This window comes from Flavobacterium sp. WC2509 (genome assembly GCF_052683105.1).
In genome coordinates this window covers 2029973-2055810 of sequence record NZ_JBQZFG010000001.1, presented here as the reverse complement: position 1 = coordinate 2055810, position 25838 = coordinate 2029973, and the positions used below count along the sequence as shown (strand labels likewise).

The window sequence follows — 25838 nt, the reverse complement described above, 5'->3', positions numbered from 1 at the left end:
CTTTGTAACTCAAAGTTGGATTTTTTATTAGATATAATTAATGATTTTTATTTTTCTAAATAGAAAACATATCCTATTCCAATAGACGTTAGCCAATCATTACCTTTGTTTTCTTTAAATAAATCTTTATTAGGGTTAAGTCCGTCAACCCAATCCGATCCAAAATACTGTGCTCTTAAATCCAAAACAAGGTCAGACATTCTTGTCAGCTTGTAATGAATTCCCAAATTTAGAGCTATAGAATAAACCATATTACTTTCATTAGAAAATCCATGAGGGCGTCCATCTGAGGGTACTAAATATTTTGGATAAGTAGTGATTACATTTCCAAGCTCTCCTAATTCAGAAGTAGCAGTGGCAGTATAATAATTGATTTGAGGACCAATAGCGATGTAGGGATTAAAACTACCTATTGTGTTTTCGAAATCGTGAATGTGTTTAAAGTTATATTCAAATTGAGAGCCCAAACTAACGAATTGAGTAGAACCTCGCATTGCTTTTAATTGTTTCGATGAAATCGAATTTTTTTCAACCCATTCGCCATAATGTTGCAAATAGGTTTTACTATACGAAAACTGATTTCTGATTTTAAAATGTTCTTTGAAATAGCTATTCGAATTATCATTATAAGAAAAACTCATGTAATCAATAAATGCAATTCCAAGCCCCGTATTATTATAATTGTTTCGTGTATTGTCACGTTGTCCGTAATCAGAACGAAATTGAATAGCTTCTGCTATTACACCTAAAGAATGGCTTATTCCACGTTGGGAAAAAGAACTAAAAGGTAAAGTAATTAATAGTAATAGTACAATTATTTTTAATTTATTCATAAGATTTAGTGGCATTGTCGAGACCGAACAAAGATATAAAATCTGCTAAGATAGAGTTTGTTAAAATAAAAAATAAATAACAAAAAAAATAAAATTTAAAAAAAAGGGTATATCTTTATATATTATTAGCGAAACTATATCGATTTCGTAAAAACACTACCTCATGTGTTGTATTTTTTATAAATGACTAATAAAAAGATAATTTTACTTTGATATGGTGTAAAAAAAGTTAAAATATTCTAATATGATGTATATTTGCAATACTAACGGAAGCGTTTATCAAACGTTTATAATTTAATAATCATGTCAAAAAGTATTACAGATTTTATAGAATTAGTTGCAAAAAAAAATCCTAACGAGCCGGAATTTATGCAAGCTGTTACCGAAGTTGCTGAAACAGTAATTCCTTTTATAGAAGAAAATAAAAAATATCAAAACAAAATGATCTTAGAAAGGATGGTCGAATCCGATCGTATCATTATGTTTCGAGTAGTTTGGACAGACGATAAAGGTGACACACAAGTAAATAGAGGATACCGAATTCAAATGAATTCGGCAATTGGACCATATAAAGGAGGGATTCGTTTTCATCCTTCTGTTAATTTAAGTATTTTGAAGTTTTTGGCTTTCGAACAAACCTTCAAAAACAGTTTGACTACACTACCAATGGGTGGCGGAAAAGGCGGAGCTGATTTTGATCCAAAAGGAAAATCAGATAATGAAGTAATGCGTTTTTGTCAAGCTTTCATGACTGAATTATCAAAACACATTGGTGCTGATACCGATGTGCCTGCAGGAGATATTGGTGTGGGAGGAAGAGAAGTAGGATATATGTTTGGTCAGTATAAAAGATTGAGAAACGAATTTACAGGTGTTTTAACTGGTAAAGGAATTTCTTTTGGAGGATCATTAATTCGTCCTGAAGCAACCGGTTATGGTGATGTTTATTTTGCTCAAAGTATGCTGGCTACCAAAGGAGAAAATTTCGCTGGAAAAATTGTAGTAATCTCAGGTTCTGGAAACGTAGCACAATATGCCGCTGAAAAAGCAACTCAATTAGGAGGAAAAGTAGTGACACTATCTGATTCTGTTGGATATATTTACGATGCAGACGGAATTGATGCTGAAAAATTAGCTCACGTAATGGAGATTAAAAATGAGTTACGAGGGAGAATCAGCGATTATCTTGCTAAATATCCAAATGCAAAATATATAGCAGGTAAACGCCCATGGGAAGTAAAATGTGATGTTGCTTTGCCTTGTGCGACTCAAAATGAGTTGAACGAAGACGAAGCAAAAACGTTAGTTGCCAATGGATGTATCTGTGTTGCTGAAGGAGCAAATATGCCTTCAACACCAGAAGCCGTTCACGTTTTCCATAAAGCCAAAATTTTATTCGCACCAGGAAAAGCTTCTAATGCGGGCGGAGTAGCAACTTCAGGACTTGAAATGTCACAAAACTCATTGCGTTTAAGCTGGAGTTCAGAAGAAGTGGACGAACGATTAAAAACAATCATGAAAGACATCCACGCTTCCTGTGTAAAATACGGTACCGATGCTACCGGTTTTACAGATTATGTAAGAGGAGCCAACATCGCTGGATTTGTAAAAGTAGCCGATGCTATGTTAGCACAAGGAGTAGTTTAATATCAATTATTAATTCGCAAAATTGCCTTTATTGTCATAGATAAAGGCAATTTTTGTATTTATAACATTCAGTTTTAACAGTATTTGGGCGAAACCCCATTATGAAAAGGGGGCTATTTCACATGCCGCTTATTCGCCCCCTTTCCATAATGCGGCCGGGCTATATGCGCTACTTCGGTAGCTAGCTTCTATCCCTTTCGCGAGTTACTTTAATGTAGAATACTATTTTTAACCCGAGAAAAGTTTTAATTTTCTACTTCTGGACAAAATCTAGTTTAAGGATAGTAAACCATACACAGCAGTTTCAATCATTGGAAGCTAACTGTTAATCAATTCAAGTTTCATCGCCTAATTTCTAAAATCTGAATTCTTAATACTGCAATCTAAAATCGCTATTTCTTTACTTTATACTATATTTGTGAACCAATTATCTTTTAAATGAAAAAAAGGCTTTCATATTTACTTTTTTTGTTTGCAATGCAAATCACTTTTGGTCAAACCAATTTATCTTGGCAAGGCTATTTTTCTTATACCCAAATCAAAGCAGTTTCCGAATCACCAACGGTTATATATGCCGCTTCAGAAAACGCCTTGTTTTCTAAGGATAACAATACTAATATTATAAAAACCAATACAACAGTCGATGGACTTGCTGGCGAAACTATTACGGCACTTTATTACAGTCCAACATTCCATAAAAAGATCGTTGGGTATCAAAATGGATTGTTAACGGTAATTAACGAAGCTGATGGTTCGATACTTAAAGTAGTCGATATTATCAATAAAAATTTGCCTGCCACTATAAAGCGGATCAATAATTTCATGGAGTATAACGGAATTGTTTATGTCTGTACAGATTTTGGAATCGTCCAATTCAATCTAGCTACTTCAAAATTTGGAGATACTTATTTTATTGGCGATAATGGATCCGAAATTAGAGTGTCTCAAACAGCCATTTACAACGGATTTATTTATGCAGCTAGTTCTAATGGGATTAGAAAAGCGGATATAACCAGTCCTAATTTAATCGATTTTAAGCAATGGCAAGTAAACATCGTTGGTAATTGGGCAGGTATTGTATCATTTGGAACTGACTTATATGCTGTAAATACTTCGGGTTATATTTATAAATATGATTCAGGAGCCAATATTTTTAATCCTTTTTTAGCATTGACTGAAGCTACGACCAATTTTAGATCAACCACCGATTATTTGATTATAACAACGCCAAATAGTGTATTGATTTATAATAAGCAAATGGTACTAGAACGTCAAGTAAACAAAAGTCAAGTTCTTGAGATGAATTTGAGTTCGACTTTTAGTTGTGCTACTATAATAGGCTCTACTGCTTTTATAGGGACTACTGAAAATGGATTGATTACTACACCTCTTTCAGATGTTTCTACATTCGAGAATGAAACACCGATTGGTCCTTCTCGAAATAATATTTTTGCTTTGCAAGTTACTCCGACACAGCTTTGGGCAGTTTATGGAGATTATAGTATTTCTTATAACCCCTATCCATTAGATAGTTATGGAATAAGTAAATATTCAACAGAAGGATGGCTAAATATTCCTTATGATAAGGTACTTGGTGCTAAATCCATAAGCCGAATTACAATAAATCCAAGTAATGAAAAAGAAGTATATGCGAGTTCCTTTTTTTCTGGATTGTTAAAAATAGAAGAGGATGTTCCGACGATTTTATACAATCAAACCAATAGTAGTTTAGAATCTTTAAAGCTTACTCCTCCAGATCCTAGTTATGTGGATATTAGAATTAACGGAACTGCTTTTGATAAATCAGGTAATTTATGGATTACCAATTCTAGAATTACTGATGGCTTAAAAATGTTAACTTCTAGCGGAGAGTGGAAAAGTTTCGCGATGGATAAAATTTTAGACGCACCTCGGAGTAATGATTTCAATAGAATTGTTATCGATAAATATGGAACTAAATGGATAGCAACTACTGCAAATGGAGTAGTTGGGTATAATGAAAGCAGTAATATATTCAGAAAAATTACTTTTGGTGATGCTTTAGGAAATCTACCAACACCAGATGCTCGAGCTCTTGCTGTAGATCTCAAAAATCAACTTTGGATTGGAACTATAAAAGGCTTAAGAGTTTTGTCTAATGTAAATGATTTTCAGACCGAAAGCCAATTGACAACTGAGAGTATTATAATTGTGGAAGATAATCTTGCTCAAGAATTATTGTATCAACAATCTATAAGTGACATTGAAGTTGATGGGGCTAATAATAAATGGATTGGAACTGCAGATTCTGGTGTATTTATGGTTTCTCCAAATGGGCAGGAAACTAAATATCATTTTACCACTAGTAATTCACCTTTGCCAAGTAACGTTATCAATGACATTAGTATCAATAGTACTACGGGTGAAGTTTTTATAGCTACCTCCAAAGGTTTAATTTCTTTTAAAGGAATCACCACATCGGCAAGTGATAATCTAAATAATGTATATGTATATCCTAATCCCGTTCGCCCAGAATATACTGGAATGGTTAAGATAAATGGATTGATTGACAAAGCTAACGTGAAAATAACTGACATTGCGGGGAATCTAGTCTTCGAAGCGACAACTGAAGGAGGAACTTTAGAATGGGATACCACTGCTTTTGGAAAATACAAAGTAGCATCGGGCGTGTATATGATCTTTATATCGGCTCAGGATGGAGGAGAAACCAAAGTCAAAAAAGTTATGATTATACGGTAGTTTGTTTTTAGTTTTTCTAATATGAAGCTTAAACTATAAACATAAATCATGCAAGTCAAAACCAAAGCAATCGTTATTTCAGCTTTAAAATTTCAAGAAAAAAGCTTGATTGTAAAATGTTTTACACTTTCAAATGGGTTGAAATCTTATATTGTTCGCGATGCCTTTTCCTCTAGAAAAGGGAGTTCTAAAATGGCTTATTTTCAACCTTTGACTATTATCGAAATTGAAGCCGTTCATAAAAACAAAGGAACTTTAGAAAATTTCAATGAAGTAAAAATTGCGTCCCCTTTTCATTCGATACATTCGGATATTTTTAAAAGTACAATGGTTTTATTTCTTTCCGAAATTTTGCACCATTCCATTCATGAAGAAGAGAAAAACGAATCTTTGTTTACTTTCCTTGAAACTGCTCTACATTGGTTAGATGAACACGATGAAATTTCCAATTTTCATTTGATTTTGATGCTGGAAACTACAAAATATCTTGGCTTTTATCCAGATACTTCCGAAATGGATATGCCTTTTTTCGAAATGATAGAGGGTATTTTTACTCCTTTTCAGGCTGTTAGTTCGCTCACAGAACACGAAACACAATTGTTTAAAAAACTAATTAAGCTGAAATTTGATAATAATCAAAAGATTTTTCATGTCATTGAAAGACAAATACTGCTTAAAATTTTAATCGATTACTATAGTTTTCATTTAGACGGATTCAAAAAACCCAAATCTTTGGATGTTTTAAAAGAAGTTTTCTCTTGATTTTCAAATAGTTATTGTTAACAAAACATTAACACAATTAATAACGGAACAATCGTTCCGTTATTATACATTTGTACTATCAAATTGTAATAATCATTAAAAAATAATAAAATGAACAAATTATCAAACAAAATTGCCATTGTTACTGGAGGGAATAGTGGAATTGGTTATGCAGCTGCCAAAGATTTTAAAGAAAATGGTGCAAAAGTTATAATTACTGGAAGAAATGAGCAAGCTACATTTAAAGCAGCCCAAGAATTAGGAGTAACTGGAATAGTTTCTGATCAATCCGATTTGAAATCAATTGATAGTTTAGTTGATGACGTAAAATCAAAATTTGGAAAAATTGATATCGTTTTTTTAAATGCTGGATTGGCTGCTTTTGCATCTTTAGATCAGGCGTCAGAAGAACATTATGATGCCATTATGAATGTAAATGTAAAAGGAGTTTATTTTACACTGCAAAAATTACTACCAATTTTAAATGATGGAGCTTCTGTTGTTTTAAATACATCAATCAACGCATCGGTAGGAATGCCAAATTCTAGTGTATATGCAGCAAGTAAAGCGGCTTTGCTATCTTTAAATCGCGTTTTTGCTACTGAATTAGCTCCAAGAAAAATTCGAATTAATGCTATTTCTCCTGGTCCTGTAGAAACACCACTTTATGGAAAATTAGGTTTGGGTCAAGAAGAAATTGAAGGTTTTGGAAAACTTTTGGGCGAAAAAATTCTTTTGAAACGTTTTGGGCAAGCTGAAGAAATTGCAAAATCGGTTACTTTTTTAGCTTCTTCTGACGCCTCATTTATCACTGGAACGGAATTAGTAGTTGATGGTGGTTTGACTGTTAATTCGGTAGTATAATTATTTTTTGGATTAAATTTGGAATGATTGTTCCAAATGATTAGCTTTGTATATAAATATTATACAAAGCTTTTTTTATGTCACGTACAAAGCAATTTAAGGAAGAAGAGATTCTTGATAAAGCGATTTCCCTTTTTTGGGATAAAGGATTTAATGGAGCTTCGGCACAAGACTTAGTTGATAATTTAGGGATTAGCCGTTCAAGTATTTATGATACATTTAGCGATAAGCGAACACTTTTTATAAAAGCATTGCAGCAATATCGTAAAAAAACAGGTGACGGACTTAAAGAAGTATTGGCTAATTCAAAAGATGCAAAAGCAACAATTCGTGCAATTTTTGAACAAACTATTCTAGAAACCTTACAAGCTTCAGAAAATAAAGGTTGTTTTATGGTAAATACAACGACCGAATTAGCAATTCACGATAATGAAATTGCAAAAATTGTAAACGATAATCGTAATGAAATCCAGAATTTTTTCTTTGAAGCTATTCAAAATGCTCAAGAAATCGGTGCGATATCGAAAGATAAAGACGCCTTGGCTTTGTCACGATTTATTTTTAATAGTTATTCGGGTATTCGAGTATCTGCAAGATCTTCAGGAATGGATAAAGCCACTTTGGATGATATTGTAAAAGTGACGCTTTCGGTTTTAGATTAAAATAATAAATAAACTGCGATTTGGTTTTTTGAATAGTTTTTTAGATGAAATAATTATAGAACATTTACAAATGACTATTTATCAAAATTCATTACTTTCGCACTTTGATTTTAGAAAAGGATAAAATGAGCACAAAATTTACTGAATACAAAGGACTTGACTTGCCTACAGTGGCATCCGAAGTGCTGGATTTTTGGAAGGAAAAAAATATATTTGAAAAGAGCGTAACCACTCGCGAAGGTGCTGAACCCTTTGTGTTTTTTGAAGGACCGCCTTCGGCAAATGGACTACCTGGAATTCACCACGTAATGGCACGTGCTATTAAAGATATTTTTTGCAGATATAAAACCCAAAAAGGATTTCAAGTAAAGCGTAAAGCCGGTTGGGATACGCATGGACTACCTGTAGAATTAGGTACTGAGAAAGAACTTGGAATTACCAAAGAAGATATTGGAAAAAAAATAACCGTAGAGGAGTATAACGAAGCGTGCAAGAAAACCGTTATGCGTTATACTGACGTGTGGAATGACCTGACCGAAAAAATGGGATATTGGGTAGATATGGAAGATCCATATGTAACTTACAAATCCAAATACATGGAATCGGTTTGGTGGTTATTGAAACAAATCTACAACAAGGATTTGATGTACAAAGGCTATACTATTCAGCCGTATTCTCCCAAAGCAGGAACAGGATTGTCTTCACACGAAGTAAACCAGCCGGGTTCTTACCGCGATGTTACCGATACTACGATAGTGGCTCAGTTTAAATCCAAACAAGAAAGTTTGCCTGATTTCCTTCAAGGATTTGGCGATATTCATATTTTGGCTTGGACGACAACACCTTGGACATTGCCTTCGAATACTGCTTTGACAGTTGGTCCAAAAATTGATTATGTTTTAGTAGAAACGTTCAATCAATATACTTTCCGACCGGTTAAAGTTATTTTGGCTAAGAATTTGGTTGGAAAACAATTCGGAAAAGGATTTTTTGCAAGCACTGAACCTTCTGATTTTGAAAATTTCAAAGAAGGAGACAAGAAAATTCCATATCAGATTTTAACAGAAGCCAAAGGAAATGATTTGGTTGGAATCCGTTACGAGCAATTATTGCCATTTGCATTGCCATATCAAAACCCAGAAAATGCGTTTAGAGTAATTTCAGGAGATTTTGTTACAACTGAAGATGGAACTGGAATTGTGCATACTGCTCCGACTTTTGGTGCCGATGATGCCAAAGTCGCTAAAGAAGCTACTCCAGAAGTACCGCCAATGTTAGTTTTGGACGAAAACGGAACTCCGGTTCCATTAGTAAATCTTCAAGGAAAATTCATTGATGGATTGGGAAGCTATTCTGGGAAATATGTTAAGAATGAATATTATACAGCGATAGACGGAGATGCTCCAGAACGTTCAGTTGATGTTGAAATTGCAATTCAATTAAAAGAAGAAAATAAAGCATTCAAAGTAGAGAAATACGTGCACAGTTACCCACATTGCTGGAGAACCGATACGCCTATTTTATACTATCCTTTGGATTCTTGGTTTATAAAAATTACTGAGGTTAGAGATAGAATGTTCGACCTTAACGAAACGATCAACTGGAAGCCAAAAGCAACTGGAGAAGGACGTTTTGGAAATTGGCTGAAAAATGCTAACGACTGGAATTTATCGCGTTCTCGTTTTTGGGGAATTCCATTGCCGATTTGGAGAAACGAAGAAGGCACAGAAGAAATGCTGATAGGTTCTGTTGAAGAATTATACAACGAAATTGAAAAATCAATCGCAGCAGGTTTCCAAAAAGAAAATCCTTTCAAAGGTTTTGAAATTGGAAATATGGACGAATCAAACTATGATTTAATCGATTTGCATAAAAATGTAGTAGATCAAATTACTTTGGTTTCGGCTTCTGGAAAGCCAATGAAACGCGAATCTGATTTGATTGACGTTTGGTTTGATTCTGGTGCGATGCCTTATGCACAATGGCATTACCCTTTTGAAAACAAAGAAAAAATAGACGGAAACCAAGATTTTCCAGCGAATTTCATTGCCGAAGGAGTTGATCAGACACGAGGATGGTTTTATACTTTGCACGCTATCGGAACTTTGGTTTTTGATAAAATAGCATATAAAAATGTAGTTTCAAATGGTTTGGTTTTAGACAAAAACGGACAAAAAATGTCTAAACGTCTAGGCAATGCAGCAGATCCTTTTGAAACTTTAAAAGAATACGGTCCTGACGCAACGCGCTGGTACATGATTTCAAATGCGAATCCTTGGGACAATTTAAAATTTGATTTAGAAGGAATTGCTGAGGTTCGCCGTAAGTTCTTTGGAACTTTGTATAACACGTATTCGTTCTTTAGTTTATACGCTAATATTGATGGTTTTAAATATGCTGAAGCTGAAATTCCATTAAATGAAAGACCGGAAATAGATCAATGGATTATATCTGAATTGAATACTTTGATAAAAGTTGTCGATGAAGCCTATGCGGATTATGAGCCAACCAAAGCCGCTCGTGCGATATCTGAGTTTGTACAGGAAAATCTAAGTAACTGGTACGTTCGTTTGTGTCGTCGTCGTTTTTGGAAAGGGGAATATGCACAGGATAAAATTGCGGCTTATCAAACGCTTTATACCTGTTTATTGACTATTACTAAATTGAGTGCTCCTATTGCGCCGTTCTTTATGGATGCGCTTTATAGAGACCTTACAAAGGCTACAGAAACTGAAAATTTTGAGTCAGTGCATTTAGCACAATTCCCAATTTCAGTTGAAAACTATGTTAATAAAATGTTAGAGTCGAAAATGCAGAAAGCACAAACGATCTCTTCACTAGTTTTATCACTGCGTAAAAAGGAAATGATTAAGGTGCGTCAACCACTGCAAAAGGTAATGATTCCAGTACTTGACGAGAATCAGAGACTTGAAATAGAAGCCGTTTCTGACCTTATCAAAGCCGAAGTTAACGTAAAAGAAATCGTACTTTTAGATGATGCTTCTGGTATTTTAATTAAACAGATTAAGCCGAATTTCAAAGCTTTAGGACCACGTTTTGGAAAAGATATGGGATTGATTTCCAAGGAGATACAAAATTTATCTACGGAACAAATCTCACAATTTGATAAAGAAGGCTCGCTAGCTATTGTTATTGCTGGAAATAGCGTACTTTTATCATTAGAAGACGTAGAGATATCTTCACAAGATATTGAAGGTTGGTTGGTTGCTAATTCAAATGGAATAACAGTTGCGTTAGATATTACAATCTCTCCTGAATTGAAACAAGAAGGAATTGCAAGAGAATTGGTAAACAGGATTCAAAACATCCGTAAGGAAACTGGATTTGAAGTAACCGATAAAATTAAAGTTCATTTGCAAAAAGATGAAACTTTAGAAACAGCAGTTAATGCCAATATTGACTACATAAAGTCAGAAACATTGACAGAAAGTCTTGTTTTTGAGGGTGTTGTAGAGAACGGCACGGAAATTGACTTTGATGGAATAACAACAAAAATAATAATTACAAAAAATTAGTATTATGGTAGATGAAGTAGCAAGATACTCTGACGCTGATTTGGCAGAGTTTAAGGTAATCATTCAAAATAAAATCGTAAAGGCACAGGCTGACTTAGATTTAATTAAGAGCGCCTACATGAATGACCTTAACAACGGTACGGATGATACTTCCCCGACGTTTAAAGCATTTGAAGAAGGTAGCGAAATTATGTCTAAAGAAGCTAATTCACAACTTGCCATTCGTCAAGAAAAGTTTATACGAGATTTGAAGAGTGCATTATTTAGAGTAGAAAATAAAACGTACGGTGTTTGCAGAATCACCGGAAAACTAATTGGAAAAGAAAGACTAAAAATTGTTCCTCACGCTACAATGAGCATCGAGGCAAAAAATCTACAGAGATAAAAGTCTTTATACCACAATAATTAACGCTCCTTTTGGGGCGTTTTTTTTTCTTAATTTATTACTTTTACGCCGTTAAAATTTTTATAGATGTCATTATTCAAAGCATACTTTCTTATTGTTCTTATATTATTGGTCGATCAGGTCTCTAAAATATACGTAAAAACAAATTTCATTTTAGGAGAAGAGGTTCATGTATTCAATTGGTTTCAAATTCATTTTATTGAAAATGAAGGAATGGCTTGGGGAACAAAAATCCCAGGAACTTATGGGAAATTAATCCTAACTGTTTTTAGACTTTTTGCTGTAACAGGAATTGGTTATTGGTTATGGGATGCTGTAGAAAGAAAGAAAAGCTCTAATTATCTTATTGTAGCTATAGCTTTGATATTTGCTGGAGCATTGGGAAACATCATTGATTCTGTTTTTTATGGAGTGATTTTTGATGACAGTTACCAACAACTTGCCACGATATTTACTGATAAACCTTATGGAACTTGGCTAAATGGACAAGTGGTAGATATGTTTTATTTCCCATTTATAAAAGATTATCCAATGCCAGAATGGGTTCCTTATTTTGGTGGACGCAATTTTACTTTTTTTAACGCCATCTTCAATATTGCCGATATGGCCATTTCAACAGGTGTTGGAATTTTGATCGTATTCAATAAAAAAGCATTTCATAAAACACATTAATACTGTTTTCTATTCCGCGATAAGAAGGATTCGGGAAAGAGTACAATAAAAAAGGAGCAATTCATAACGCTGAATTGCTCCTTTTTTTGTTGTCGGAATATCTGCGTTGATTCTGCTTATTTATTATGACCTGGAGCGTAATTTTTGGCGCTTTTTTCACCAGTAATTTTTTTTGCTTGCCCTGGAGGAAGTGGTTTTGATTTAGCAGAATTGTTATTTGTCCCAACTTGTACAGCACAGTTTGATAACGAAATACTGAATACTGTGGCTAAAACAACGACTGTTAATCTTGGGGCTTTGAAATTTCTCATAATTTAATTTATAGATTATATAGGAGCAAAAGTACTGCTTCTAAACTAGAATTCATAAACTCCATTAGGGCAAACACAATAATCCAATAACACATCACTCTCAAAAATATTTAAAATCGTTTCTTCAGCTTCAAAGAAAGAAAGACCAATTTTAATAGTTTCGGGTTGGCATTCTTTTAGAAATTTATCATAAAACCCTTTGCCATAACCCACACGATGTCCTTTTTTATCAAAGGCTAAAAGCGGGACAAAAACTACTTCAATTTTTTTTGATGGAACTTCAATCCCATCAATAGGTTCAGGAATGTTGTATTCGTTTTTCTTTATTTTAGTATTATCTGTCAAAAGAAAATGAGTCATCTCTCTAGTTTCAAAATCACTTTTTGAAATCACAATTTCTTTGTCTTTTCCAGACAATAAGTGGAGAATGAATTCGGTATCGACTTCTTTTTGTTCGGTAATAGGTAAAAAAATATGGAAATAAGTTTTGTCCCAAATAGGAAGTGGTAAAAGAGCATTAGCAATAGCCAGACTTTTTTCTTCTATTTCAGTATCTGTGAGTTCTTTTCGTAATAATTTATACTTCGTGCGTAATTCTTTTTTTAACATAAAAGGTTCTTTTAAATCGGTTATAAAAGTACTCAATTATAAGAAATATAATTATTAGGCTTTATTCTTCTTCTTGTTCGTCTTCTCCAGTATTCGAAAGGTGATAAATGGCATCTCCTTGATACACTATAGGAGAGTGATTCGCATTAAGGATATAACCATCATTTGGAGCCTTAATTTTGCGTTCAAATTTTCCAAAAGGATCAGTAATCATCCCTAGTGTGGTTCCTTTTTTTACAAACTGTCCAACCATATTATTATCTATTAATAAACCAGAGCATTTAGCTCTTAGCCAACCCGATTTTTCAATATAAATAGTATGTTTTTTTTGTGTCGGAGCAAACTGTTTTGGATCTAACATGTCCAAGTGTTTTAAAAGACGTTTAACTCCATCGACACCTTCTCGAGCTACTTCATGATTGATGTCTAAAGATTTTCCGCCTTCAAAAAGGAGCATCTTTACTTTTATTTTTTCACTTGCACTTCTAAAGGAGCCAGTAATATTTTTGGAAAATAAAGTAAAAGGAGCATTAAAAGCATCTGCTAGTATTTTTACTTCGGGATTATTTGGCGTAAGCCTAATTTGAGGAGCATTAAATCGACTAGCACCTCCTGCGTGAAAATCGACGGCATAATCTACAAGTGGCATGATGTCAGTTATAATATGAAAGGCAAAACGACTGGCCAACGATCCTTTTCTGCTTCCTGAAAATACACGATTCAAATCTCTTCCGTCAGGGAAATCCCTTGATCGATTGATAAAACCATAGATGTTTACAATTGGAATACAAATGATAGTTCCTTTTTTGGGTTTGTTTATTTTTTTGCTAATGAGTTGCCTTACAATTTCAATACCACTAATTTCATCTCCATGAATTCCTCCAGAAAAAAGAACGACAGGGCCTTCAATTTTGGAACGTCTTATTATAATTGGAATCGTTAGTTTAGTTGTAGTGTGTAATCGAGCAATTTCTAACTGAATGGTTTTACTTTCTCCAGGCAAAACACTTTCGCCAAAAATCACTAATGGTTTTGAGTCTCTCATGTTGTAAAAATAAAAGCTTAAATATAGAAATTATTTATTTGGTAATGAAAGGATAGTAATTTATTCGGTTTAAAGAAAACTGATATTTTCTTATTGGCAAATGGTTATTAAATGTCTTTTTTGAGATAAAGATTGAATTGCGGTATTATTCTAAAAATTGCCTATTATTTCAAACTCTTTGGTCATGTCTTTTTTCTCAGCGACTGATTTTAAAAATTGCTCCAGCTCTTTAGTCAATGGTAATTGATTTTGATTGTTCCAAAACTCTTTAGAATAACGAAATTTCGCTTCGAAAATATCTTTATCGGTGGCAAAATTGGCATTTATTTTTTCGTTTGTAGGTTTGTTTGTGACAAAATAATCCATAGTATAATCATAATAAAAAGGTTTTTCAGATTTTTTATAGACTACTAGTTCTACTTGGTTGTCAAGCTTTAAATTGCTTTGATAATATTTGCCTGATGCTGCATCTTTAGTAAATTGGGTAAATTTCTCCCATTTGGTTGTTTTGTATTTTCCTGTTGAAGATGGCAAATCTTTATAAGGAACTTTTTTAGGATCATCAATTATCGACAGGGTGTATTCAACTATCGCATAGTCTTTGCGGTTAATAATGAAATAACCTTTCAAAATTTGTCCCGATTGGTTTTTTTCATTGGTTTTAAACTGTATGTACTTAAAATCGCTATCATTAAAACGTATTTCTGTAAAATTACATTTATCAATTTTAGGAATTATATTTATAAAAAAATTTTCAAAATCAGGAAATTGAAAATTAATATTGTCTCGTTTTTCAAAAAGACTCGTTTTTCTCATATTCAAAATCTCGATTGCTAGTTTCTTTTTTTGATTTAAGCTTTGATTTTTTCGGCCATAAATATCTTGTAAAAGAATGTTGATGCTGTCTTTTTTAAATACGTTTCTCAGAAAAAAGTTCACTGTATAATTTTGAAGAAGATTGTCATTGAATTTGTCATACACCTTTTTCATATAGGCATCAGCATTGCTTACAATGACTTCTTGCAATTGAAATGCTTTGATTTCCATGAAAATAGTATCCTTGTTGTTCTTTAACTTGTCAAACGTAGTTTTGATTTCATTATAACCCAATAGTTTTAAATTGATTTCGTTTTTTTGAGAAACAAAAACAAATTTTCCTTCTGAGTTTGTGGTAGAGTTGTCACTTTCATTAGAAATAATAACATTCTCTAATGGGGCTTTGGTGTTTTTATCAACTACTATTTTGTTGATTTGAAAGTTTTGGGCGTATGAAAATGAGCAGAGGAAAAACAATTGTAATACTATTATACGTTTCATGTTTTTATTATTAGTATTGAGAACAACCTTTAGGCTTTTGCTAATTTATTAATTTTACTTGTTAAAACAATAAACAATGAATTGCCTGCTATTTTGCCGTACAGGCGAAGAAATTATTTTTTGGTATTGAGTCGCATTGGTTTGTGCAAATGTTATTCCAATAGTTTGTGCATAATGTCGTCTGTTATTTCATTAGCGTCAATTTTTATTAGACTAATGTGACATAACAGACAGTATTATTTGTAAATTTGAAAAAAGGAAGAGTTAGGATTTTTTTACCACAACAGACTAGTTTTCAGAAGATTTTTTAAAAATGACCAATCCAAATTTAGCACTACAAATACAAACCCTGCCAGATGGTCCCGGTGTATATCAATATTATGATAAGGAAGGGAAAATTTTATATGTAGGTAAAGCCAAAAATCTTAAGAAAAGAGTTTCCTCCTATTTCAATAAAATTCACGACACGGCCAAAACCAATGTGTTGGTTAAGAAAATTGTAACCATAAAACACATTGTTGTTCCCACAGAAACAGACGCACTTTTATTAGAAAACAATCTGATAAAAACACTTATGCCGCGATACAATGTTTTGTTGCGGGATGATAAAAGTTACCCTTGGATTTGCATAAAAAAAGAACCTTTTTCCCGAATATTTTCTACCCGCAGAATGGTAAAAGACGGATCCGAGTATTTTGGGCCATATACTAATTTTAAGACGGTACATACAATTCTAGATTTGATAAAAGAGTTATATCCGCTACGCACCTGCAACTATGATTTAAGCAAAAGCAATATTGATAGTGGAAAATTCAAGGTGTGTTTAGAATTTCATATTGGAAATTGCAAAGGCCCATGTGAAGGATTTGAAACATTGGAGCATTACCAAAAACAAGTTGATGCGATTCGGGAAATTCTGAAAGGAAATTTCAAGGAGAGCATGAAAGATTTCAAGCGTCTAATGTCTAGTTATGCGCAAGAAATGAAGTATGAAGAAGCTCAAAAAATAAAAGAAAAGATTGAAGTTTTAGAAAACTATCAATCACGATCCACTATAGTAAATCCCAAGATTACCAATATTGATGTTTTCTCGATTGTTTCTGACGAAAGTGCGGCTTTTGTCAATTTTTTACAAATTTCACACGGATCAATTATTCGTTCCCATACGATGGAAATCAAGAAAAAATTGGAAGAATCAGATGAAGAATTATTGGAGTTGGCGATAATTGAATTGCGGGAGCGTTTTCAGTTATTGTCCAAAGAAGTGATTGTTCCTTTTGAAGTTGATCTTGGTCCAACGATAAAGATTACTGTGCCACAATTAGGGGATAAAAAGCAAATATTAGATTTGTCCATCCGAAACGCTAAGTTTTACAGAATAGAACAACTTAAACAATTGCAAATTGTAGATCCAGATCGCCATACCAATAGGATAATGGCTCAGATGAAAAGTGATTTACGATTGCCAGTAGAACCAAGGCATATAGAATGTTTTGATAATTCGAATATACAGGGAACAAATCCCGTTGCCGCATGTGTAGTCTTCAAAGATGGTAAAGCCAGTAAAAAAGATTACAGGCATTTTAATATCAAAACGGTCGAAGGCCCTGATGATTTTGCTTCGATGGAAGAAGTTGTTTATCGTCGTTATAAAAGGTTGTTAGATGAAAACGAACCGTTACCTAATTTAATCATTATAGACGGTGGAAAAGGACAATTATCATCGGCATTAAAAAGCATTGATGCATTAGGGTTACGAGGTAAAATTGCGATTATTGGAATTGCAAAAAGATTGGAAGAGTTATTCTATCCCGGAGATTCTATCCCTTTGTATTTGGATAAAAAGTCTGAAACCTTAAAAGTCATCCAACAATTACGAAATGAAGCACATCGATTTGGAATAACATTTCATCGTGACAAAAGAAGTAAAGCGGCGCTGAATTCTTCAATAGAAAGTATTCCAGGGATTGGCGAAAAAACAATGTTGACTTTAATTCAGCATTTTAAAAGTGTTAAAAGATTAAAATTGGCAACTGAAAAAGAAATTTCTGACGTTGTAGGAGTATCAAAAGCCAAAAAAATTACCGACTTTTACAAAGCATAAAAGCATGTTTTTAAAAGAAATAGAAAAAATCAAACAATAAAGTAATTTAACCTTTATGTATAGAATACTGTTTTTTATTCTTTTATTTTTAACTGGTTTGAATTCATTTTCTCAAGACAAACACAAAAAGCCTAAAATTGGTTTGGTGTTAAGTGGAGGTGGGGCCAAAGGTTTTGCGCATATAGGAGTTTTAAATGTATTGGAGGATGCTGGAATAAAAATAGATTACATTGGTGGAACCAGTATGGGCGCAGTTGTAGGCGGACTTTATGCTATTGGCTATAATGCAAAACAAATTGATTCTATTATTAATACCACCAATTTTAGTAATGTTATTAATGATTTTATTCCTCGATCTTCTAAGAATTTTTATGAAAAACGAAATGATGAGCTCTACGCCTTAGTGCTTCCATTTAATAAATTTAGGATTGGTACGCCAGAGGCATTGTCTAAAGGAATGTATAATTTCAATTTATTGAGTCGTTTGACTTTGCCTGTTCGACATGTTCGTGATTTCAACAAATTACCTATTCCCTTTGTGTGTATTGGAACTAATATTGCTTTAGGAGAGCAGGTAGTTTTTGATAAAGGAATTTTGGCGCAAGCCATAACAGGTAGTTCTTCTTTACCTTCTATATTTTCGCCCGTAATCATTGATGATAATCTTATTATTGATGGTGGAGTGATTAATAATTATCCTATAGAAGAAGTTCGAAAAATGGGTGCTGATATTGTAATAGGAGTAGATGTTCAATCGGGATTATTGAGTAAAGATGAATTAAGAAGTGCTTCAAAAGTTTTCTTTCAAATCACCAATTTACAAATGATTGAAAGGATGAAAACAAACGCCAATCTAACAGAAGTGTATATAAAACCAGATGTTAAAAATTATGGTGTAGTATCGTTTGAAAAAGCAACTGAAATCATTAAAAAAGGGGAAGATGCTACTTTTGCAGTATATGAAAAAATAGATATTTTGGTAGATAAAGCACATCCTTATCACAAACCGAAATTAAAGGTTCAAACCGATAGTTTAACTATTGTTGATATTAAAATAAATGAACTTAAAAATTATTCTAGGGATTATATTATTGGAAAACTAAATTTCAAGCCCAAGTCTAAGATAAGTTTCAAAGATGTGGAAACAGGAATAAATAATCTGAATGCTACTCAAAATTTTAACAGTGTAAGTTATTATTTTGATAAAAATGGAGACTACGATGACTTGATTCTAACTTTAACAGAAAGCCCTGTAAAGACAAATTTAAAATTTGCTTTGCATTATGATGGTTTGTATAAAAGTGCTGTCTTAGTTAATCTCACCAATAAAAAAACGTTTTTCAAAAATGACTTTTTATCAGCCGATTTGGCTTTGGGAGATAATATAAGATATTATTTTGATTACTATATTGATAACGGTTTTCAATTGAGTTATGGTTTTAAATCTCAGCTAAATCAATTTAATAAAAACGTTCCTGTTAATGTGATAACATACAATACTTTAGCTTCAAATTCTATTAACGTTGATTATCTTAATCTGTCTAATCAGGTATATATTCAATCCTTATTTGCACAAAAATTCCTTATTGGTGTTGGATCTGAGTTTGAATATCTTGATATTTCATCAGAGACACTCGATATAGATCCAGTATTGACAAAAAGTACTTTTTTTAGTGTTTTTGGTTATATTAAGTATGATTCCTATGATAATAAATATTTCCCAAAAAAGGGTTGGTATTTTTCTGGGAACCCACAATTGTATTTATTTTCTTCAGAGGATTCTGCAAACTTCAAACCCTTTTCGATTTTAAAAGGTGAAGTGGGTATTGCTAAAACAATTTTTAAAAATGTAACGATAAAACTTCAGGCAGAAGCTGGTGCTTTCATCGGGGATAAAAGTTTGCCTTATTTTGATTTTATTTTGGGTGGATATGGATATTACAACACCAATAATTTCAAATATTTTTATGGATATGATTTTTTGAGTATCTCAGGTGATAGCTATTTAGAATCTACTATCACACTCGATTATGAAATTTTCAAAAAAAATCATCTTAATTTTTCGGCTAATTATGCCAATTTAGAGGATGATCTCTACAATTCGTTAGATTGGATTTCATTACCAAAATATTCGGGATATGCTTTGGGATATGGAATGGAAACTATTATTGGTCCAATTGAAGCAAAATACTCATGGTCACCAGAAACTTCCAAATCTTATCTTTGGTTTTCTCTTGGATTTGTTTTTTAATTTGTAATTTTAATTAATTAAAATTGAGGTATTTATAATTATAAAAACAAATAGAATGGGTTTGTTAAAGTATCTTCAATTCTTAATAAAAGAAAATCCAGAGTAAACATTCTAATTAGATAATTTGGAATGCTGTATGGAAACTAATTTTAATAGTTTTCATTTGTTATTAATGTTTCCGAACAGCTTTAATTTTCTAATTAATGCATTATCTAATTATCTAATTTAAAAAATCATGCCAATATATCATAAACTAGGAAACATTCCTCCAAAAAGACACACCCAGTTTGAAAAACCAAATGGAGGATTGTATTACGAACAACTATTTGGTACAGAAGGTTTTCATGGGAATTCTTCTCTTTCATATCATATTCACAGACCCACTCAAGTCAAAGAAATTTTAAAATCATATTCGGTCGAACCCAAAATTGCGATTGGAAAAAACATAAAATCATTATTGTTGAAAGGCTTCGAATTGAAACCCGAAGATGATTTTTTAGAAAGCCGTAAAGCCATGTTGGTTAATAGAGACTGCATCATCGGGCTGGCAGCACCCAGAAAATCATTAACCAATTATTTCTATAAAAATGCCGATGCCGATGAAATGATTTTCATACACAAAGGCAAAGGAAAACTTCGAACTATGCTTGGGAATATTCCTTTCGAATATGGAGATTATTTGATTATACCCCGCGGAATTATTTATCAAATAGAATTTGATTCCGAAGAAAATCGTTTGTTTTATGTAGAATCGCATTCGCCTTTTTATACGCCAAAAAGATATAAAAATGCATCTGGGCAACATTTGGAACATTCACCGTTTTGCGAACGTGATTTTATTTTACCGAACGAATTAGAATCACATGATGAAAAAGGAGATTTCATTATCAAAATAAAAAAAGAAGGAATGATTCATGAAATGATTTATGCTACACATCCTTTCGATGTTGTCGGCTGGGATGGCTACAATTTTCCTTATGGTTTCAGCATTCACAATTTCGAACCTATAACTGGGCGTGTGCATCAACCGCCGCCAGTGCATCAAACATTCGAAACGAGCACTTTTGTGGTTTGTTCTTTTGTTCCAAGACTGTACGATTATCATCCAAAATCCATTCCAGCACCTTACAATCATAGTAATATAGACAGTGACGAAGTGTTGTATTATGTAGATGGCGATTTTATGAGCCGCAACAATATCGAGCAAGGACATATTACACTGCACCCAAAAGGAATCCCTCACGGACCTGCACCAGGCGCAATGGAACGCAGTATCGGACACAAAGAAACTCAGGAATTAGCGGTAATGATCGATACTTTTCATCCTCTTATGGTAACCGAAGAAGCGATGGGTATTGATGATGGACAGTATTATAAATCTTGGGTGGAGTAGTCATTGCGAGGAACGAAGCAATCACATTTAGTATATGACATTTGGTATATCAATTTAAAGCAATCACATGTAATAAATTAATTAGGAGCTATTTCCTGCTATCCGTTGCAATCTTTTTTTCGGTTGAAAAAACCTCAAAAAAGGATTTTCACTGCTATCAGGGCTAGGGCTTTAGCGTAATCATCAACATTTTGGTGAATCAATTTAACGACTATTCGATTAAACAAATAAAATCATGAGTAAAGAAATAAAACCAGTAGAATACGGATTAGAAAAAATATTCGAAGGAGCGCAGGATTTCCTTCCGCTTTTAGGAACAGATTATGTCGAATTCTACGTTGGCAATGCAAAACAATCGGCGCATTATTATAAAACCGCTTTTGGTTATCAATCATTGGCATATGCAGGACTAGAAACAGGAGTAAAAGACAAAACATCTTATGTATTAAAACAAGACAAAATTCGAATTGTCTTAACTACTCCTTTAACACAAGATTCGCCTATTCACGACCATTTAAAAAAACATGGCGATGGAGTAAAAGTAGCTGCGCTTTGGGTAGAAGATGCAAGAAGTGCTTATGAAGAAACGATGAAACGCGGTGCGCGTTCTTTTATGGAGCCAACAGTGGAAAAAGATGAATTTGGCGAAGTGATTCGTTCTGGGATCTATACGTATGGTGAAACCGTTCATGTTTTTGTTGAAAGAAAAAATTACAATGGAGTTTTTCTGCCGGGATACAAAGAGTGGAAATCCGATTATAATCCGGAACCGACAGGTCTAAAATATATAGATCACATGGTAGGAAATGTAGGTTGGAACGAAATGAACACTTGGGTAAAATTCTACGAAGACGTAATGGGATTTGTAAATTTCCTTTCTTTTGATGACAAACAAATCAATACCGAATATTCAGCTTTGATGAGTAAAGTGATGTCAAACGGAAACGGAAGAATCAAATTCCCAATCAATGAACCTGCCAAAGGAAAGAAAAAATCACAAATTGAAGAATACTTAGATTTCTATGGAGGCCCAGGAATTCAGCATATCGCCATCGCTACAGACGATATTATAAAAACGGTTTCACAATTAAAAGCAAGAGGTGTGGAGTTTTTATCTTCACCACCGCATACCTATTATGAAGCAATCCCCGAACGATTGGGAGCGCACATGGAAATGATGAAAGAAGATTTGAACGAAATTGAAAAATTAGCCATTATGGTAGATGCAGACGAAGATGGTTATTTATTGCAAATTTTCACCAAACCCGTACAAGACAGACCGACTTTATTTTTTGAAATTATTCAGAGGATGGGAGCCAAAGGATTTGGTGCTGGGAACTTTAAAGCGCTTTTTGAATCTATTGAACGTGAGCAGCAATTGCGAGGAACGCTATAAAAATTACTTTTTTTTGCATTATCAAAAAAAATTATAGTTAACGAATCCTTAAAATTGCAATTGTTGTGTTAAACTTGGATTTTTATTAAAAATAACTTGATTTATACAATATCTTTGCACTCGCAAATTAGGAAGGGGTGGTTTCCTTCCGAGTTTCATATAAATTTTCATAATTTATAGTTTTTTGGTTAGTTAATAGCATAAAAACTCAGTCATTAACTTGACTGAGTTTTTTTGTTTTAATACTTTTGGAATTATTTTTATAATAGATCGAATCCAATGAAAAAAATTATAGTTTTCTTGTTAGTGATCATCACTTTAGGTTTCGATACAGAAAAGGAAGAGGCTTTTGCAGGAGCTGAATTTTTGAAATTTAGAGTGCATTATGGATTAATAAATGCAGGTTATGCATCTCTAGAAGTTAAAGATGAAACACTAAACAATCAGCCTGTTTTTCATGTTATTGGTAAAGGGTATTCTACAGGTATGACCAAATTCTTTTTTGAAGTTGAAGATGTCTATGAAAGCTATATAGACAAAGACACCAGGAATCCATACCGTTTTGTTCGGAAAATTAATGAAGGTGGCTATACCAAAAATCAAGAAGGGTTTTTTAATCAACGGACCAATAGAATTTTGGTAAAAGATTATAAACATAAAACTGAAAAAGCCTTCGATTTTCCTAATAATGCCCAAGATATTCTTTCTTCTTTTTATTATCTGCGAAATTATCCTAACATAAACAAAATCAAAGCGGGGGAATCTGTTATTATCGACATGTTTTTTGATGGAGAGATTACAAAATTTAAGTTAAAATTTATCGGGAGAGAAGATATTAAAACTAAATTTGGAGTTGTTTCTACCATGATTTTTAGACCTTTGGTGCAGTCTGGCCGTATATTTAAGGAGCAGGAAAGTTTAACAATATGGATCTCAGACGACTATAATAAGATACCTATTCGAATAAAAGCAACACTTTTGGTAGGGTCTATTAAAGCTGATTTGGAAGAATACAGGGGATTAAATAATCCGTTTAAAGTAAAGTTAAAATGACAATAAACGATACCACAGCATCAATTTTAGAAGAAATTGATCAAAAATTCCAACAGATTAATCAAAAAACGGAAACGCATCTTGAAGGATTGCTTTGGTCAAAACCAATAACATATTGGGATTATATACAAACTGATGCGTTATTGAATTTGCAAATTCAAAGAACAACATTGCCAGATGAAATGGTTTTTATCATGTATCATCAAGTCAATGAATTGCTTTTTAAAATGATACTTTGGGAAATGCATCAAATCTCCTATGCTGAAAATTTGACTACTGATTTTTTTACTGAAAGGTTAATGAGAATCAGCCGTTACTTCGATATGCTTACTACTTCTTTTGATATTATGGGTGATGGTATTGAAGTAGAACAATACATGAAATTTAGAAATACACTTACTCCAGCAAGCGGTTTTCAAAGTGCACAATATAGAATGATAGAGATTGCTTCGACAGATTTAATCAATCTTATCGATTACCGCTTTCGATCAACTATTGATAGAAACACACCTTATGAGCATGCTTTAGACCATATGTATTGGCAAGCTGCAGGAAAGGATCATCAAACTGGGGAGAAGTCTTATTTGTTGTTAGAATTTGAGCGTAAATACAAAGCGTCATTTATAACACAAATGAAAGAATACAACACGATAAATCTTTGGCAAAAATTTAAACAATTACCAGATTCTGACCGTGAAAACGAGGCATTAATAAAAGCGATGCGTCATTACGATCATACAGTAAATGTTATTTGGGTAATGGGGCATTTAAATGCAGCCAGAAAATATATAGACAACGGTAAAGGTGACGGCGAAGCTACTGGTGGAAGTGATTGGAAAAAATACATGCATCCTAAATATCAAAGAAGAATTTTCTTCCCCGAGCTTTGGAGCGAGGAAGAATTGGCTAATTGGGGAGTAGAAATATAAAAATAAAAAAAGGTAACTTGAAGCAGATAATTGTAATTGTAGTAGTGCTTTTTTCCATTATTTCCTGTAATAAAAGCGGAGATTTTGTGGAAAATCAAGTGATTCCAAAATCTAAAAAAAGTGATTTTGGATTTAAATTTTCGGATTTTAATGTTGTTCAGGATTCTGTAAAATCAGGAGACACATTTGGCAGTATTTTGCAAAATCAAAATATTGGAGACAAAAAAGTATTTGACATTGTTGCGCAAGTAAGAGATACTTTTGATGTTCGTACTATTCGAGTAAATAAACATTATACACTGCTTCGTTCTAAAAATAAAACCAATACTCTTGATGTTTTTATATACCAACCCGATGCTTTACATTATTATGTAGTTGATTTAAGAGATTCTATTGCAAAGGCTTTCAAAAAGACGAAACCATTGACCTTAAAACGCAGAACAATTGGAGGTATATTAAAAGGTTCTTTATCCGAAACGCTTGAAGGAGCCAAAGTTGAAGGAGCACTGGCTAGTAGAATTTCAAAGATTTTTGCTTGGTCTATCGATTTCTTTAAAGTTAAAAAAGGCGATCGATTTGGTCTGACTTTTACAGAGCGCTATATTAATGATTCTATTTATGATGGAGTTGATAGTTTACAAGCTGCTTTCTTCGAGTATAAAGGTAAAATTATTTATGCTTTTCCATTTGAACAAAACCCAGGTTCTGGCAGAATGGATTATTATGATGAAGATGGAAAAACGTTGAAAAATTTCTTTCTTAAAACACCAATTAAATTCAGTCATATTACCTCTCATTTTAGTTCCAATCGTTTTCATCCAGTACAACAAATATGGAAAGCTCATAAAGGAACTGATTATGCGGCGCCTTATGGAACACCAATTTCAACTACTGCAGCCGGAATTGTAGAACAAACCGGCTATACTGCTGGGAATGGAAACTTCGTAAAAGTAAAACACAATAAAGTATACTCAACTCAATATTTACACATGTCTCGCATATTAGTAAGACGAGGACAACATGTAACTCAAGGGCAAACCATTGGATTGGTGGGTAGTACAGGATTAGCAACAGGACCTCATGTTTGCTATAGATTTTGGAAAAATGGAGTTCAGGTAGATGCTTTAAGACTCAAATTACCTAACGGAGAACCTATGAGTTCAAAAAATAAGGAAAGATTTTTGAAGCAAATAGAGCCTTTAAAATTCGAATTAGATAGTGTTTCTAATCTATAAAAGGGAAGTTTAGAGTTTTTAAATCAAGTTAATTGTTCTCTTGTTTTACTATTATATTGTTATATAATTGTCTG

The 25838-nt window shown here is 33.1% G+C and carries 20 protein-coding genes; 15 read left to right on the top strand and 5 right to left on the bottom strand.

The genetic code is table 11. From position 1 onward, the window contains the following. Positions 1-47 precede the first annotated feature (47 nt). Positions 48-833, bottom strand: a complete 786-nt coding sequence (locus ACUN3A_RS08605; RefSeq protein ID WP_445550883.1) for a THC0290_0291 family protein — start codon at positions 831-833, stop codon at positions 48-50. A 303-nt stretch (positions 834-1136) separates the two neighbouring features. Between ACUN3A_RS08605 and gdhA the strand changes: the two genes are divergently transcribed. From gdhA to ACUN3A_RS08565, 8 genes are all read left to right on the top strand, one after another. Next, positions 1137-2480 (top strand): NADP-specific glutamate dehydrogenase, encoded by a 1344-nt coding sequence (gdhA, locus tag ACUN3A_RS08600; protein WP_445550882.1) that lies wholly within the window; start codon positions 1137-1139, stop codon positions 2478-2480. Positions 2481-2918: 438 nt separating this feature from the next. Next, a complete protein-coding gene (gene porZ / locus ACUN3A_RS08595; RefSeq protein WP_445550881.1) occupies positions 2919-5219 on the top strand; it encodes a type IX secretion system anionic LPS delivery protein PorZ in 2301 nt (766 codons plus the stop codon). 48 nt (positions 5220-5267) lie between these two features. Next, positions 5268-5981: a DNA repair protein RecO gene (recO, locus tag ACUN3A_RS08590; protein WP_445550880.1), complete on the top strand. Its 714-nt coding sequence runs from the start codon at positions 5268-5270 to the stop codon at positions 5979-5981. Positions 5982-6092: 111 nt separating this feature from the next. After that, complete coding sequence (locus tag ACUN3A_RS08585; RefSeq protein WP_445550879.1) at positions 6093-6845, top strand: SDR family oxidoreductase; 753 nt, start codon at positions 6093-6095, stop codon at positions 6843-6845. A gap of 77 nt (positions 6846-6922) precedes the next feature. Next, the gene (locus ACUN3A_RS08580) at positions 6923-7507 is read left to right on the top strand and encodes a TetR/AcrR family transcriptional regulator (RefSeq protein ID WP_445550878.1); all 585 of its coding nucleotides are present in this window, start codon (positions 6923-6925) and stop codon (positions 7505-7507) included. Positions 7508-7632: 125 nt separating this feature from the next. Further along, positions 7633-11043: an isoleucine--tRNA ligase gene (ileS, locus tag ACUN3A_RS08575; protein ID WP_445550877.1), complete on the top strand. Its 3411-nt coding sequence runs from the start codon at positions 7633-7635 to the stop codon at positions 11041-11043. 4 nt (positions 11044-11047) lie between these two features. Next, positions 11048-11428, top strand: a complete 381-nt coding sequence (locus ACUN3A_RS08570; RefSeq protein ID WP_445550876.1) for a TraR/DksA family transcriptional regulator — start codon at positions 11048-11050, stop codon at positions 11426-11428. Between the two features lie 87 nt (positions 11429-11515). Then, complete coding sequence (locus ACUN3A_RS08565; RefSeq protein ID WP_445550875.1) at positions 11516-12121, top strand: lipoprotein signal peptidase; 606 nt, start codon at positions 11516-11518, stop codon at positions 12119-12121. A gap of 116 nt (positions 12122-12237) precedes the next feature. Here ACUN3A_RS08565 and ACUN3A_RS08560 read toward each other — a convergent pair whose 3' ends face one another. The 4 genes from ACUN3A_RS08560 to ACUN3A_RS08545 form a co-directional block, all read right to left on the bottom strand. Then, on the bottom strand, positions 12238-12432 hold the full coding sequence (locus tag ACUN3A_RS08560) for a hypothetical protein (protein WP_445550874.1): 195 nt from the start codon (positions 12430-12432) through the stop codon (positions 12238-12240). A gap of 45 nt (positions 12433-12477) precedes the next feature. Then, positions 12478-13041, bottom strand: coding sequence for a 5-formyltetrahydrofolate cyclo-ligase (locus ACUN3A_RS08555; protein ID WP_445550873.1), 564 nt, complete (start codon positions 13039-13041; stop codon positions 12478-12480). 61 nt (positions 13042-13102) lie between these two features. Next, positions 13103-14086 (bottom strand): succinylglutamate desuccinylase/aspartoacylase family protein, encoded by a 984-nt coding sequence (locus tag ACUN3A_RS08550; RefSeq protein ID WP_445550872.1) that lies wholly within the window; start codon positions 14084-14086, stop codon positions 13103-13105. Between the two features lie 150 nt (positions 14087-14236). After that, positions 14237-15403, bottom strand: a complete 1167-nt coding sequence (locus tag ACUN3A_RS08545) for a hypothetical protein (RefSeq protein WP_445550871.1) — start codon at positions 15401-15403, stop codon at positions 14237-14239. A gap of 313 nt (positions 15404-15716) precedes the next feature. Between ACUN3A_RS08545 and uvrC the strand changes: the two genes are divergently transcribed. The 7 genes from uvrC (at position 15717) to ACUN3A_RS08510 (ending at position 25764) form a co-directional block, all read left to right on the top strand. Continuing rightward, positions 15717-17507, top strand: a complete 1791-nt coding sequence (gene uvrC / locus ACUN3A_RS08540) for an excinuclease ABC subunit UvrC (RefSeq protein ID WP_445550870.1) — start codon at positions 15717-15719, stop codon at positions 17505-17507. Positions 17508-17562: 55 nt separating this feature from the next. Continuing rightward, positions 17563-19758 carry a patatin-like phospholipase family protein gene (locus tag ACUN3A_RS08535; RefSeq protein WP_445550869.1) on the top strand — a complete coding sequence of 732 codons (2196 nt, stop codon included), beginning with the start codon at positions 17563-17565 and terminating at the stop codon, positions 19756-19758. A gap of 235 nt (positions 19759-19993) precedes the next feature. Continuing rightward, on the top strand, positions 19994-21151 hold the full coding sequence (locus ACUN3A_RS08530) for a homogentisate 1,2-dioxygenase (protein ID WP_445550868.1): 1158 nt from the start codon (positions 19994-19996) through the stop codon (positions 21149-21151). A 235-nt stretch (positions 21152-21386) separates the two neighbouring features. Next, positions 21387-22547 (top strand): 4-hydroxyphenylpyruvate dioxygenase, encoded by a 1161-nt coding sequence (gene hppD / locus ACUN3A_RS08525; protein WP_445550867.1) that lies wholly within the window; start codon positions 21387-21389, stop codon positions 22545-22547. Between the two features lie 279 nt (positions 22548-22826). Further along, complete coding sequence (locus ACUN3A_RS08520; RefSeq protein WP_445550866.1) at positions 22827-23600, top strand: DUF3108 domain-containing protein; 774 nt, start codon at positions 22827-22829, stop codon at positions 23598-23600. Further along, entirely contained in the window at positions 23597-24529 is a 933-nt protein-coding gene (locus ACUN3A_RS08515) for a tryptophan 2,3-dioxygenase family protein (RefSeq protein WP_445550865.1), read from the top strand. The genes ACUN3A_RS08520 and ACUN3A_RS08515 overlap by 4 nt, the downstream gene beginning before the upstream one ends. A 17-nt stretch (positions 24530-24546) precedes the next feature. After that, positions 24547-25764: a peptidoglycan DD-metalloendopeptidase family protein gene (locus ACUN3A_RS08510; RefSeq protein WP_445550864.1), complete on the top strand. Its 1218-nt coding sequence runs from the start codon at positions 24547-24549 to the stop codon at positions 25762-25764. Positions 25765-25838 lie beyond the last annotated feature (74 nt).